The organism is Bradyrhizobium sp. USDA3516 (assembly GCF_057651995.1).
Map to the genome: position 1 here is coordinate 711,433 of NZ_JBYGYN010000001.1, position 13,137 is coordinate 724,569.

General features: G+C 65.6%; 11 protein-coding genes. 9 read left to right on the forward strand and 2 right to left on the reverse strand.

What is annotated here, in order from left to right; genetic code table 11:
• Positions 1–15 precede the first annotated feature (15 nt).
• Entirely contained in the window at positions 16–966 is a 951-nt protein-coding gene (locus AC24YW_RS03495; protein WP_487481391.1) for a PDR/VanB family oxidoreductase, read from the reverse strand.
• Between the two features lie 270 nt (positions 967–1,236).
• Complete coding sequence (locus AC24YW_RS03500) at positions 1,237–2,181, reverse strand: LysR family transcriptional regulator (RefSeq protein ID WP_487481392.1); 945 nt, start codon at positions 2,179–2,181, stop codon at positions 1,237–1,239.
• 228 nt (positions 2,182–2,409) lie between these two features.
• Between AC24YW_RS03500 and AC24YW_RS03505 the strand changes: the two genes are divergently transcribed.
• The 9 genes from AC24YW_RS03505 to AC24YW_RS03545 all read left to right on the forward strand — a co-directional run bounded on the left by AC24YW_RS03505 (position 2,410) and on the right by AC24YW_RS03545 (position 13,115).
• A complete protein-coding gene (locus AC24YW_RS03505; protein WP_487481393.1) occupies positions 2,410–3,345 on the forward strand; it encodes an MBL fold metallo-hydrolase in 936 nt (311 codons plus the stop codon).
• A 13-nt stretch (positions 3,346–3,358) separates the two neighbouring features.
• The gene (locus AC24YW_RS03510; RefSeq protein WP_487481394.1) at positions 3,359–4,354 is read left to right on the forward strand and encodes an alpha/beta hydrolase; all 996 of its coding nucleotides are present in this window, start codon (positions 3,359–3,361) and stop codon (positions 4,352–4,354) included.
• Between the two features lie 196 nt (positions 4,355–4,550).
• Positions 4,551–5,801 (forward strand): ABC transporter substrate-binding protein, encoded by a 1,251-nt coding sequence (locus AC24YW_RS03515; RefSeq protein WP_487481395.1) that lies wholly within the window; start codon positions 4,551–4,553, stop codon positions 5,799–5,801.
• A 124-nt stretch (positions 5,802–5,925) separates the two neighbouring features.
• Positions 5,926–6,750 carry a helix-turn-helix domain-containing protein gene (locus tag AC24YW_RS03520; protein ID WP_487481396.1) on the forward strand — a complete coding sequence of 275 codons (825 nt, stop codon included), beginning with the start codon at positions 5,926–5,928 and terminating at the stop codon, positions 6,748–6,750.
• A 455-nt stretch (positions 6,751–7,205) separates the two neighbouring features.
• On the forward strand, positions 7,206–8,216 hold the full coding sequence (locus AC24YW_RS03525; RefSeq protein ID WP_487481397.1) for a branched-chain amino acid ABC transporter permease: 1,011 nt from the start codon (positions 7,206–7,208) through the stop codon (positions 8,214–8,216).
• Position 8,217: 1 nt separating this feature from the next.
• On the forward strand, positions 8,218–9,300 hold the full coding sequence (locus AC24YW_RS03530) for a branched-chain amino acid ABC transporter permease (protein WP_487481398.1): 1,083 nt from the start codon (positions 8,218–8,220) through the stop codon (positions 9,298–9,300).
• The gene (locus tag AC24YW_RS03535) at positions 9,293–10,075 is read left to right on the forward strand and encodes an ABC transporter ATP-binding protein (RefSeq protein WP_036013359.1); all 783 of its coding nucleotides are present in this window, start codon (positions 9,293–9,295) and stop codon (positions 10,073–10,075) included. Before AC24YW_RS03530 ends, AC24YW_RS03535 begins: the two co-directional genes overlap by 8 nt.
• Entirely contained in the window at positions 10,068–12,278 is a 2,211-nt protein-coding gene (locus AC24YW_RS03540; RefSeq protein WP_487481399.1) for a Tm-1-like ATP-binding domain-containing protein, read from the forward strand. The genes AC24YW_RS03535 and AC24YW_RS03540 overlap by 8 nt, the downstream gene beginning before the upstream one ends.
• 3 nt (positions 12,279–12,281) lie before the next feature.
• Positions 12,282–13,115, forward strand: coding sequence for a phosphoenolpyruvate hydrolase family protein (locus tag AC24YW_RS03545; protein WP_487481400.1), 834 nt, complete (start codon positions 12,282–12,284; stop codon positions 13,113–13,115).
• Positions 13,116–13,137: the final 22 nt, after the last annotated feature.

Sequence of the window (13,137 nt, forward strand, 5' to 3'; positions counted from 1 at the left end):
ACGTCCCTCGCCTCCCTAGAGATCCAGCACCAGACGTTCCGACTTCGCACGTGACACGCAGATCTGCATGACCCTGTTGGACGCCCTCTCCTCGTCGCTGAGGATGACGTCGCGATGATCGGGGACTCCCGCGATCACGCCGCACTGGCAGATGCCGCAATCGCCGCGCCGGCAGTCGTAGAGTACGTCGAGACCGGCCGCCTCCAGCGCCTCGATGATGGTCTGCCCCGCCGCAACGCCGACGACCTGCCCGGTCGACTTGATCTCGACCTCGAACGGCCGATCAGGGGTCGACGTCTGCTCGGATTTGAACAGCTCGTAATGAACGCGATCTGCTGAAACACCGGCGGCCGCCGCACCGGCCTTCACCGCCTCGATCATGCCCGAAGGGCCGCAGACATAGACGTGAGCGTTTGCTGCGGCATCGCCGAGCGCGGCGACGATGTCGAGGCGGGATTCATCGCCGTCGTAGTGGACGGACAGCCGTCCGGCGCAGATCTCCTGCAATTGCGGCAGGAACGCCAGCAATCCTTGTGTGCGCCCGGCATAGTGCAGGCGATATAAGCTTCCTCGCGCCGCCAGCTCCGCCGCCATCGACAGAACGGGCGTAATGCCGATGCCGCCGGCAAACAGCAGCGCCGGCGCTGCTCCCTCGTGCAGTCGAAAATTATTGACCGGCGCGCTCGCCTTCACGACGTCGCCGACCTTGAGCGCGTGCATGAACTGCGAGCCGCCGCTCGAAGCCTCCTCGCGCAGGACACCGAGCGCCAGCGCATCTTCGGGAAGGCCCGGCAACGCCATCAGCGAGTACGGCCGGTCTCCGCCATTCGGGAGCGCGACGCGGAGATGCGCGCCTGCCTGCCATTGCGGCACGACGCCGTCCTCCACACCAAACACAAGGCTCCGTATGAACGGCGTCTCCGCCACATACGACCTGACCTTGAGCTTGAGCGGATGCACGTCCATTCACGCATCTCACGGATTATATGAATTTGCATATTTTTAGACATGTAATAATTCGCTGTCAATCGTTGGCGCGGGAGCAGGTTTGGGTGATGCATCGATGATCGCCCAGCTGGGTTCTCGGGCCGCCTTCTAACCAGTTGAAAAACTTGAACACTCGCTCAGATCCACCTTGAGCTATTTCCAGCGATCAATGTCCCAACAGAGCCAAATAGATGGAAGGCGAGACGAACCTGACAGCGCTGCTCGTCCGCACGTGAGGACACATCGAGATCAAGCCACAGCCGCCTGGTATAGGCACTCGCGAAGCCAGGCGTGGCCCTTGTCCTCCTGATTGCGCGGATGCCACAGCGCAACGATACGAGCGGGCGGCAGATCGAGCGGCGGGGGCGTGAGATCGAGCTCGTGGGCGAAGCGGATCAGGAAGCGCCGCGGAAGCGTGCAGATGCAGTCACTGTGCGCAAGGATGACCGGCGCCAGCGCATAGGTCTGGATCGAGACGGCGACGCGCCGGGAGCGGCCGAGCGCGGCCAGCGCATCGTCGACCAGGCCCGAGAAGCCGCCGCCATCGGCGGAGATCAAGAGATGGTCGAGCGCGCAGAAGCTGTCGAGATCGAGCGGGCCGTTGCCGCGCGGATGACCTTTGCGCTGTGCGGACAGGAAGCCGTCTTCGAACAGCGGCCGCTGCATCAGCTCGCCATGGGCGCGGTCGGCGCCCGTCACAAGGATGTCGATCTCTCCCCTTTCGAGCTGATCCACGACATCGCGCGCGGGGTGAACGAGGGCGAGGCGCGCCCGCTCAGCCATCGCGGTCAAACGCGCGACCAGGCCGGGCGCCAGCGTCACGGCCGGATTCTCGTGGATGGCAACGACGAAGGTACGCTGGCTCTTGGCGGGGTCGAACACAGCCGGTCCCTCCACCATGCGGCGGAACTTGCCGAGCACGTCCGCAAGCTCCGTCTGCAGCTCCACCGCTCTCGTCGTCGGCACCACGCCGCGCCCGCTCGCTGCGGGTACGAACAGCGGATCGGCAAAGATCTGCCGCAGCCGGTTCAGCCGCGCCGACAGCGCAGGCTGCCCGATATTGAGCCGGTAGGCCGCGCGCGTCACGTTCCGCTCGCGCAGAAGAGCCTCCAGAGCCAGCAACAGACCAAGATCGATCTCGGCGAGATCATGGTCGTCGGTCGGCCGACCGCGCCCGTGTTCCGCATCCTGCATCGGTCCCATCTCCGTCTAGGGCGTATCGCGGCTCCGACGCCGCGATACGAGGGTTAGGGCCAAAACGGCCGCGTGAAAAGCCGAGCCAACGTCCTTTCCGATATCGACAATGTCGATGGGACCTATCGAGCCCGCGACTCTCCCCAAGGCCTGGCGCGCTTCGTAGCTCACGGTCACCGCAGCGCGGGCAATCAGGCCCCCAGCTGCGGCCCGGTGGAGGACATCTCGATGATTCACGCGGCCAAGACCTATCACGTCGGCGAAGCATCCATCACGCGGATCGACGAGTTGCGGCTTGCCGCATTCAAGTTCGACGCGCTCTATCCGGACGGCGAGTCGCAGGCGCTGGAGCGCCATCGCGACCGCCTGGAGGCGGGCTCGTTCGACGCTGCGACCGGCACCTTCATCCAAAGCATTCACAGCTGGCTGGTCAGGACGCCGCACCACACGATCCTGATCGACACGGCCACCGGCAACGACAAGAACCGGCCGGAGATTCCGCCGCTTCACCGGTTGAGCGAGCCGTTCCTGGCGCGGCTGGCCGCAGCGGGTGTCACGCCGGAGCAGGTCGACTACGTGCTGCTCACCCACGTGCATGCCGATCACGTTGGCTGGAACACCCGCCTCCTCGACGGACGCTGGGTCCCGACCTTTCCGAATGCGACCTACGTCTTCTCCGCGATCGAGCAGGCCTATGGCGAGAGCCTCGCGGCGGGCACAGCGCCGACCGGAGCGGCCCGCCCGGCCCCGTCCCTCGGCCCGGCGCTGCGCAAGCCGGCCGACCGTGTCTATGACGACAGCGTCCGGCCGGTGATCGAGGCCGGACTTGCCAGGCTCATCGCAGTGGACGGGGGCGAGATTATCGAGGGCATCTCGTTCATTCCGACGCCCGGCCACAGCATCGATCACGCCTCGATCCGGCTGGTCTCGCGCGGCGAGGAGGCGCTGTTCGCCGGAGACGTGATGCACCATCCGCTCCAGGTCTATGAGCCTTCGCTCAATTCCTGCTTCTGCGAATTCCCGGAAGCCGCGTTGCGCTCGCGCGCCTTCGTGCTGGAGGACGCTGCCGCGCGGGGCTCGACCATCTTCACCACCCATTTCGCCCAATCATCGGCCGGCCGCGTCAGCCGGACCGGAGGACGCTTCACCTGGCAATTCGTCTGAACGGAGAACGATCATGAACCAGCACGCCAGCGCGCGCGCCGACAGGCCCGAGATCGTGGTCGAGGATCTCATGATTCCGAGCGACACGGCCGGAATTTCGCTTCACTTGCGCAACAAGCGCCCCGCGGCGCTCGAGACCTTTTCCGCCGAGCGAACCATCCTGATGATGCACGGCGCGACCTATTCATCGGGAAGCCTTTTCGATACGCCGCTCGGCGGCGTCTCGTTCATGGATTATCTCGCCGTCCACGGTTACGACGTCTTCGCGCTCGACGTGCGCGGCTATGGCCAATCGACCCGCCCGCCGGAGATGGACGCGCCGCCGGAACAGTCCGAACCGCTCGTGCGCACCGAAACTGGCGTGCGTGACCTCGCCAGCGCCGTCGCGCACATCCTGAAGCTACGCAAGATCCCGCGACTCAATCTGGTCGCGATGTCCTGGGGCGGCTCAGTGGCCGGCGCTTACACCGCAGGCAATAACGACAAGGTCGTCAAGCTCGCGCTGGTCGCGCCGCTCTGGTTACTGCAGGGTCCGGCTCCCATCGATGCAGGCGGGCGCCTCGGCGGCTATCGCAAGGTTCCGGTGCTGGACTTCAGGACGCGCTGGCTTTCGGCTGCGCCGGAAGCGGCACGATCGAGCTTGATCCCGGCGGGCGGCTTCGAGCGCTGGGCCGACATTTCGCTCGCAACCGACCCGTTAGGCAGCTCGCAAACGCCTCCGATCATGCGTGCGGTCAACGGCCCGATCCAGGACATTCGCGAATACTGGGCCGCCGGCAAGCGGCTTTATGATGCCGGCGACATTCGCGTGCCCGTGCTCCTGGTCCACGCGGAATGGGACCAGGACGTTCCCATCGCCTCGGCGCAGGACTTATTCCTTTCGCTGAAGCATGCGCCATACCGGCGCTGGGTCGAGATCGGTGAAGGCACGCACATGGTGCTGCTGGAGAAGAACCGTCTGCAGGCGTTCAACGCGATCAACCAGTTTCTCGCCGAAGATTACAGCTAGCGCGCGTCCTGCTGCACCGCGAAAATCACTCGCGCCGCAACATTCAAAAATGAGACTGCCAGTCAAGCCGAACGACGTCGCGACGGGTGCAGCGCATCCGACTTCGGTTAGCTTTCCTCCAAAGCCGCGGGCTTCGAAAGCCACGGGCATCGTACGGTTCGTCGCGGCAACAAGCGATGACATAGGGGAGGAGCACATGTCGAAATGCAGCATCGGACTGCTCGCGTTGAGCAGCCTGTTTCTTTCGGGCGCGGCGATCGCCCAGGAAAAGATCAAGGTAGGCGTAACCGCAACGCTCGAGGGCACCTACACCGTGCTCGGCGAGGACGGCATGCGCGGCCATCAGACCGCGCTCAACGTGCTCGGCAAGAAGGTCGGCGACAAGGAACTCGAATTCATCGTTGCCTCGACCGACGCAACGCCGGATTCGGCCGTCCGCGCCGTGCGCAAGCTGATCGAGCAGGACAAGGTGCAGATCCTGCTGTCGCCGCTCTCCGGCGACGAAGGCATCGCGGTCAAGAATTTTGCCAAGTCCCATCCCGGGCTGACGTTCATCAACGCCGCATCCGGTGCGCAGGAAACGACCTATGTCGACCCCGCACCGAACTTCTTCCGCTACAACATGGACGGCGCGCAGTGGCAGATCGGCCTCGGCAAATACGCCTATGAGGAGAAGAAGTATCGGAAGATCGCGACCGTCGGCGAGGACTATTCCTTCATCTATACCCAGGTGTTCGGGCTGGTGCTCGAGTTCTGCGGCGCCGGGGGACAGGTCACCAACAGGCAATGGGTGCCGCTGGGAACGAAAGATTTTGCCTCGGTCATCGCTGCCCTGCCCGACGACGTCGACGCCATCTATCTCGGGCTTGGCGGCGCCGATGCCGTCAACTTCCTCAACCAGTATCAGCAGGCCGGCGGCAAGGCGCATCTGATGGGCGGTTCCATCATGATCGACCAGACCATCCTGTCGTCGAAGGGCAACGCCAAGAACGCGCTGATCGGAACCATCGCGGCGAGCGGACAGGCCGACACTTGGGAGGATCCGGGCTGGCAGAAGTTCGTGAAGGCCTATCAGGACGCCTTCCCGCCCAACAAGCGCTTCCCGAGCCCGTCGCTGCTCGCCACCAACTACTATAATTCAACCATGGCGCTGATCCTCGCATTGCGTCAGGTCAACGGCGATCTCTCCAACAACCAGGCCAAGTACAAGGAAGCGCTGGCGAAGATCGAGCTCGACGCACCGAACGGCAAGATCAAGCTCGATTCCAACCGCCAGGCGATCGGTACCAACTTCGTCACCGAGGTCGTCGACGACGGCAAAGGCGCGCTGTTCAGCAAGGTCGTGAAGGTGATCCCGAACGTCAACCAGACGCTCGGCTACGATCCGGCGGTGTTCGCCAAGATCGGGCTGCCGAGCCGCACCGTGCCGGAATGTAAGAAGTACTGACGCATCACGGTCAGGCAACGCAACCGGGGAGCGACTCGCTGACGCGGTCGCTCTCCGCTCTTGCAATCTGGGCGGTGTTGTTGAAGGCTGGCCGAAAAGACAAGAATGCTCGGGAGGGGAAGGCATGAGCCGTGCGCTCGCCGTCTTCCATGGCCGCTTCGGCCGGGCGACGGTTTATCAGTTGAACCGCCCTTTCAATATCCACGCCCATCGCGAAGGTCACCTGATCTTCCATGTCGGCGGCATGTCGGCATGCATCGATGTCTCCGACGGGCATTACGATCTCACCGAGACGTCGGTCGTCGCCGTCAATCCCTGGGAGCCGCACAACTTTCTGCCGACCGATCTTGACGGCGGCGCCATCTTCTTCGTGCTTTATGTCAACGCCGAATGGTTTGCGCCGGATGCCTCCGGCTCCGACCGGTTGCGGTTCGGCCGCACCCAGTTCAAGCGCACGCCCGCACTCGACAAGCATATCAGGCGGACCGCCGCGCTCGTGTGCGGCGCACCATCGCTCTCCAGTCTCGATTCCGAGCTGAGGCGGTTGATCGACATCTGCTACGACGAAAGCTGGCAGCAGGCCGAGATCGCGCGCGATCCGCGCGCAGGCGGCGTCACCGATTTTCGCGTGCGCAAGTGCATCAAGATGATGTCGGAGAGCCCCGGGGCCGAAATCGAGCTCGACGCCATCGCGCGCGAATCCGGCCTGTCGCGACCGCACTTCTACCGGCTGTTCCGCGTGCAGACCGGCGTCACGCCGAACCTCTATCTCAACACGCTGATCATGGAACAGGCGCTCGAAGCGCTGGTGGCGAGCGAGGTGCCGATCGCCGATATCGGCTTCGACCTCGGCTTCTCCTCGCAGAGCGGTTTCACCCGTTTCTTCGCCGCCAATGTCGGGATGGCCCCGACCGATTATCGTCGCGCCGCCAAGGTTTTGCGCGCCTGAGCGCAAGCCACGAAAAGATACTCACGATCAAACGTCGCCCTCGCCGCTTGGCTAGGATGCCGGCAACGCGATCCCGAAAGAGGATCGCGAGTGACGGGAGGACGCACGTCAATGGCAGGGCTCGCAGCCGGCAACGGCTCGCATGCCCCCTCGCCCCGCTTGCCGGGCGAGGGTTGGGGTGAGCCCGCGTTTTCAACGCGGCCTCTTTCCGCATGCACGAGCGCGGTCACACGCGATGGCATGGAACGACCTGGGCAAGCGCCTCGCCCTTCAAGACGACCGCTCCGCGGTCTCCTCAGGGTGAGGCTGATCGGCATCACCGTCGTTGAGACCGTTGCCGCGCGCTCCGCCTTCATCCTGAGGAGCCCGCCAAAGCGGGTGTCTCGAAGGATGGGCCGCGCAGCAACCGGCTCCGATACTCGATTGTCCGGCCGCAACCGAGTCGAGGTGAAGCCATGAGCCGCTTCGTCGAACGCCATCCGGCCTGGGCGCTGATTACGATCATCGCGATCGCGGTCGCGCTCTGGCTGATCTTCGCGGTCTGGCCGCCGGGGCTGGAAGAGGCGATCGGCCGCAAGCGCGTCTTCCTCAACGCGGTGTTCAACGGCATCACGCTCGGAGGGCTCTACTTCCTGGTCGCCAGCGGCTTCACGCTGATCTTCGGCCTGATGCGCAACGTCAACCTCGCGCACGGCTCGCTCTATCTGTTCGGCGGTTATATCGGTTACGCCATCAGCTCATCGTCCGGCTCCTGGATCCTCGGCTTCATCGTCGCCTTCGTCCTGACCGCCTTTGTCGGCGTGCTGCTGCAGGTGATCGTGTTCCGCCGGATGGAGGGCCAGGATCTCAGGCAGACCATGGTGACGATCGGGCTGTCGATCGTGTTTGCCGATCTCATGCTGTGGGCCTGCGGCGGTGACTTCTACCAGATCCAGACGCCGAACTGGCTGATCGGTCCCATCGAGCTGCCGCTGGTCACGGCGATCAAATCCTCGGGCGATCCGGTCTATCTGAGATATCCGCTTGTCAGGCTCGTGATCTTCCTCGCCTCCGTGGTCATTGGCGTCGCGATGTGGCTCGCGCTCAACCGCACCCGGATCGGCATGATCATCCGCGCCGGCGTCGACGATCGCGACATTCTCGCCGCGACTGGCGTGCGGATCCAGCTCGTCTTCGTCGGCGTGTTCGCCTTCGGCGCGGGCCTTGCCGGCATTGCCGGCGTCGTCGGCGGCACCTTCCAGTCATTGTCGCCCGGCGAGGACATCCGTTTCCTGCTGGCGTCCCTCGTCGTCGTGATCGTGGGCGGCATGGGCTCGATCCCGGGCGCCGCGCTCGGCGCGCTGATCATCGGCCTCGCAGAGCAGCTCGGCTCGGTCTACATCCCGACCTACGCCATCGTCGTGACCTTCCTGATCATGGTGGTTGTGCTGGCGATTAGGCCGCAAGGCCTGTTGGCGAGGCGCTGAGATGTCGCTCGCCCACGATGCCCGCCTTCCCGTAGGCCGCGCCACCAAGGCGCAGCCCCCGGCCCGGACATGGCCGGAGATCAACAACCCCGCCGCCTGGGCCGTCGCGGCCATCCTCCTGATCATGCCGCTGATCGCGAGCAGCTTTTTTCTGATCGAGATCTTCGCGACCACGCTGATCCTCGGCACCATGGCGCTGAGCCTGATGTTTCTTGCCGGCTATGGCGGCATGGTCAGCCTGATGCAGCTCACCATTGCAGGCTTTTCGGCCTACATGGTCGCGGTGTTCGGCGTCAGCGGCAACGCCAATATCAGCCTGGGCTGGCCGTGGTGGCTCGCAGTGCCGATGGCACTGGCGCTGGCCACCGCCTTCGGCACGCTCGGCGGCGCGCTCGCGGTGCGAACCGAAGGCATCTACACCATCATGATCACGCTCGCCATCGGCGCCGCCTTCTACTATTTCACCAACCAGAACTGGGCGATCTTCAACGGTCATACCGGCATCAACACGGTGGCCACGCCGCGCTTCTGGGGCGTGAACTGGCGCGCCGACATTCCCTTCTACTATGTCGTGCTCGCGGTTGCCGCGTTCTGCTATTGTGCGGTCGAGTATCTCTCGCGCGCCCCGTTCGGTCTTGCGCTCCAGGGTGTGCGCGACAATCCCAGGCGCATGGCGGCGCTCGGCTTCAACGTCAATGCGCACCGCGTCGCGGCCTATGCCTTCGCCTCTTTCGTCGCCGCGCTGGCCGGCGTGCTCCAGGTCTGGAACTATCGCCAGATCTCGCCGGGCTCTGTCAGCGTCGGCGCCTGCATCGACGTGCTGATCATCGCCGTCGTCGGCGGCATTACCCGCCCGATCGGGCCCTTCATCGGCGCGCTGATCTTCGTGCTGCTGCGGACCTTCGCGCTCGACTTCCTGGTCCGGCTCGGACTAGACGGCAACCGCTTCCGCCTGCTGATCGGGCTCGGCTTCCTCGCCATCGTGTTCTGGTCCTCGGACGGCGTCATCGGCCTGTGGCAGCGCTGGCGTCAGCGTCATCGGCGCGAGGCGAGCGGCGCCAGTGGAGGGCGCGGCCATGGATAGCGTCGCCCAACGCCTCTCCGCCGTCGGTGCCGGCGCAGCGCTCGAGCTGCGCGGCGTGACGCGCTTGTTCGGTGCGCTGGCAGCGCTGACCGACGTCACCATCACCGTGCGTCCCGGCGAGCGGCGCGCCGTGCTCGGCTCGAACGGTGCCGGCAAGACCACGCTGTTCAACTGCATCACGGGCGACTTCCCGCCCTCCTCCGGCACCATCCGCTTCTTCGGCGAGGACGTCACGCATTTCCCGCCCTATGAGCGCATCCGCCGCGGGCTGCGCCGCACCTACCAGATTTCGGCGCTGTTTCCCGGCCTCACCGTGCAGGACAACGTCTATCTCGCCTGCCGCGGCGTCTCCCGCGGGCGCTTCTCGTTCCTGCGTCCGGGACAGAACGATGCCTTGATGCATGCGGCCGACAACCTGGTCCAGGCCGTGCATCTGTCCGCCGTGAAGGACCAGCGCGTGGCCGAGCTCGCCCACGGCCAGCAGCGCCAGCTCGAGATCGCGCTCGCGCTCGCCGGCGCGCCGCGCTTCGTGCTGTTCGACGAGCCGGCCGCGGGCCTGTCGCCGACGGAGCGGGCCGAGCTGATCGAGATCCTGACCTCCCTGCCAGCCCATATCGGCTACATCATCATCGAGCACGACATGGACGTCGCGCTGCGCGTCGTCGAGAGCGTCACGATGATGCACAACGGCCGCGTCTTCAAGGAAGGCGTGCCGGAAGAGATCCAGTCCGATCCTGAAGTGCAGGAGCTCTATCTTGGAGGCGGCCATGAATGAGGTCCGCCGCAGCAGTCCTGCGCTCGAGGTCCGCGGCCTCGACGTCTATTACGGCCACTCGCATGCGCTGCAAGGCGTCGATCTCACATTGGATAGCGGCGTGTTCTCCGTCGTCGGCCGCAACGGCATGGGCAAGACCACGCTGTGCAAGGCGATCATGGGGCTGGTCGGCGTGAGCGGCGGCTCGATCCGCGTCCGCGGCGAAGATGTCACGCGGCGGCCGCCGGCCCAGATCGCCCGGCTCGGCGTCGGCTACGTGCCGCAGGGACGACGCCTGTGGCGCTCGCTCAGCGTCGACGAGCATCTGCAGCTCGCCGGCGGCCTGCGTTCGGGCCCATGGACCGTCGAGCGCATCTACGACACATTCCCGCGCCTCGCCGAGCGCAAGGGCCACGGCGGCGGTCAGCTCTCCGGCGGCGAGCAGCAGATGCTGGCGATCTCGCGCGCGCTGCTCACCAATCCGCATCTGCTCATCATGGACGAGCCGACCGAAGGCCTCGCACCCGTCATCGTCGCGCAGGTCGAGGAGATGCTGCTCCGGCTGGGCGAAGACGGTGACATGTCCGTGCTCGTCATCGAGCAGAACATTGGCGTCGCCACCGCGATCTCGCGCAACGTCGCGATCATGGTCAACGGCCGCATCAACCGCATCATCGACTCCGCGCGCCTTGCCGCGGACCGCGAGCTGCAGCAGCGCCTGCTCGGCGTCGGGCTTCATGCGGAGCTCGAACCGGATATCGAAATCGCCGCATCCGGCACTGAGGCGAAACCAGCGCCGGCGCCACGGCGCGACGGGCCGGTGCGCATCTACATCTCCAACCCGACGCTGCCGACGCGATGGTCGCAACCGGTGCCGATCGCGCGCATCGAGGCCGCGGCGCGGACGCTCTCGACGCAAGTCGCGCGGCTCGACGAGACCGCGCGGCGCAAGCGCGAGCCGGTGGCGGCGCAGGCTTCGGGCCCGCCGGTGGTGCTGGTCGTCGGCACGCTCGATACCAAGGGCCAGGAGCTGCGCTACATCCGCGACATCATCGCCGAAAGCGGCCTGCGCACGCGCTTGGTCGACGTCTCGACCAGCGGCAGGCATTCATCCTGCGATGTCTCCGCGCAGGAAATCGCCCTGAACCACGGCCGCGGCGGCTCCGCCGTGTTCGGCACCGATCGTGGTGCCGCCGTCACCGCAATGGCGGATGCGTTTGCCAACTGGCTACGGCGCCAGGGCAATGTCGCCGGCGTGATCTCGGCAGGCGGCTCGGGCGCGGCCTCGCTGGTCGCCCCGGGCATGCGCGCGCTCCCAGTGGGCGTGCCCAAGCTGATCATCTCCTCCGTCACATCAGGCGATGTCGGGCCCTATATCGGCCCGGCGGATATCACGATGATGCATTCGGTCACCGACGTGCAGGGGCTGAACTCGATCTCCCGCGCGGTGCTCGCCAACGGGGCCCATGCGCTCGCCGGCATGGTCAAGGCCCGGCTCGACACGCGTGCCGCAACGGCGCGCGAGGCCGGCGGGCTGCCCGCAATCGGCATCACCATGTTCGGCGTCACCACGCCGGCCGTGCAGAAGATCGCGGCCGACCTACGCGAGGATTTCGAATGCCTGGTCTTCCACGCCACCGGCGTCGGCGGGCGCTCGATGGAGAAGCTCGTCGAGTCCGGCCAGCTCGCCGGCGTGATCGACCTCACCACGACTGAGGTCTGCGACCTCTTGATGGGCGGCGTGTTTCCGGCGACCGAAGACCGCTTTGGCGCGATCATCCGCAGTCGCCTGCCCTATGTCGGCTCGGTCGGCGCACTCGACATGGTCAATTTCGGCGCGCCCGACACCATTCCCGAGCGCTACCGCGGCCGCAAATTCCACGTCCACAATCCGCAGGTGACGTTGATGCGGACGACGGTGGAAGAGAACGAGCGCATGGGCCGCTGGATCGGCGAACGGCTCAACCAGATGGACGGCCCGGTGCGTTTCTTCCTGCCCGAGGGCGGCGTCTCCGCGCTCGACGCGCGCGGCCAGCCGTTCTGGGATCCGGATGCCGACGCCGCGCTGTTCCGCACGCTGGAGCGCACCGTGCGCCAGACCGGCAACCGCCAGCTCATTCGTATCCCCAAAAACATCAACGATCCCGATTTCGCCGCCGCCATCGCCAATGCGTTCAAAACCCTGTTCGGGCGCACTGGTGTTCGGCGGAGACTCGCGAGGTGACCGATGGCCAGGTTTGAACGCGCGGCGCTGCTGAAGAGGTTTCGCGACATGGCAAGGCGCGGAGAGCCGATCGTCGGCGGCGGCGCCGGCACCGGGCTCTCGGCCAAATGCGAGGAAGCCGGCGGCGTCGACCTCATCGTCATCTACAATTCCGGCCGCTACCGCATGGCCGGGCGCGGCTCGCTCGCGGGCCTGATGGCGTATGGCGATGCCAACGCCATCGTGCTGGAAATGGCGAACGAAGTGCTCCCCGTGGTCGGCCAGACCCCGGTGCTGGCGGGCGTCAACGGCACCGATCCGTTCCGCGACATGGACGTCTTTCTCGACCAGCTGAAGGCGCTCGGCTTTGCCGGCGTCCAGAATTTTCCGACCGTCGGCCTGATCGACGGCACCTTCCGCGCCAATCTCGAAGAGACCGGCATGTCCTACGCGCTCGAGATCGACATGATCGCCAAGGCGCACGACAAGGACATGCTGACCACGCCCTACGTGTTCAGCGAAAAGGAAGCCGCGGCGATGGCGATCGCCGGCGCCGACATCATCGTCTGCCACATGGGCCTGACCACCGGCGGCACGATCGGCGCGCAGACCGCGCCAAAGCTCGGGGATTGCCCGGCGCAGATCGACACCTGGGCCAGCGCCGCGCTCAGCGTCAATCCGGACATCCTGGTGCTGGCGCATGGCGGCCCGATCGCCGATCCCGCCGATGCGGACTTTATCATGAAGAACACCCGTCATTGCCACGGCTTCTACGGCGCCTCCTCGATGGAGCGGCTGCCGGTGGAGCGGGCGCTGACGGAACAGGTGCGGCAATTCAAGGCGATCGGCGCGCGCTAACGCCTGAGAGATTCGAGGGAGG

Bases quoted from the DNA above. Each gene is read 5' to 3' on its own strand.
- AC24YW_RS03495 (WP_487481391.1), bottom strand. From the start codon at position 966: ATGGACGTGCATCCGCTCAAGCTCAAGGTCAGGTCGTATGTGGCGGAG.
- AC24YW_RS03500 (WP_487481392.1), bottom strand. From the start codon at position 2,181: ATGCAGGATGCGGAACACGGGCGCGGTCGGCCGACCGACGACCATGAT.
- AC24YW_RS03505 (WP_487481393.1), top strand. From the start codon at position 2,410: ATGATTCACGCGGCCAAGACCTATCACGTCGGCGAAGCATCCATCACG.
- AC24YW_RS03510 (WP_487481394.1), top strand. From the start codon at position 3,359: ATGAACCAGCACGCCAGCGCGCGCGCCGACAGGCCCGAGATCGTGGTC.
- AC24YW_RS03515 (WP_487481395.1), top strand. From the start codon at position 4,551: ATGTCGAAATGCAGCATCGGACTGCTCGCGTTGAGCAGCCTGTTTCTT.
- AC24YW_RS03520 (WP_487481396.1), top strand. From the start codon at position 5,926: ATGAGCCGTGCGCTCGCCGTCTTCCATGGCCGCTTCGGCCGGGCGACG.
- AC24YW_RS03525 (WP_487481397.1), top strand. From the start codon at position 7,206: ATGAGCCGCTTCGTCGAACGCCATCCGGCCTGGGCGCTGATTACGATC.
- AC24YW_RS03530 (WP_487481398.1), top strand. From the start codon at position 8,218: ATGTCGCTCGCCCACGATGCCCGCCTTCCCGTAGGCCGCGCCACCAAG.
- AC24YW_RS03535 (WP_036013359.1), top strand. From the start codon at position 9,293: ATGGATAGCGTCGCCCAACGCCTCTCCGCCGTCGGTGCCGGCGCAGCG.
- AC24YW_RS03540 (WP_487481399.1), top strand. From the start codon at position 10,068: ATGAATGAGGTCCGCCGCAGCAGTCCTGCGCTCGAGGTCCGCGGCCTC.
- AC24YW_RS03545 (WP_487481400.1), top strand. From the start codon at position 12,282: ATGGCCAGGTTTGAACGCGCGGCGCTGCTGAAGAGGTTTCGCGACATG.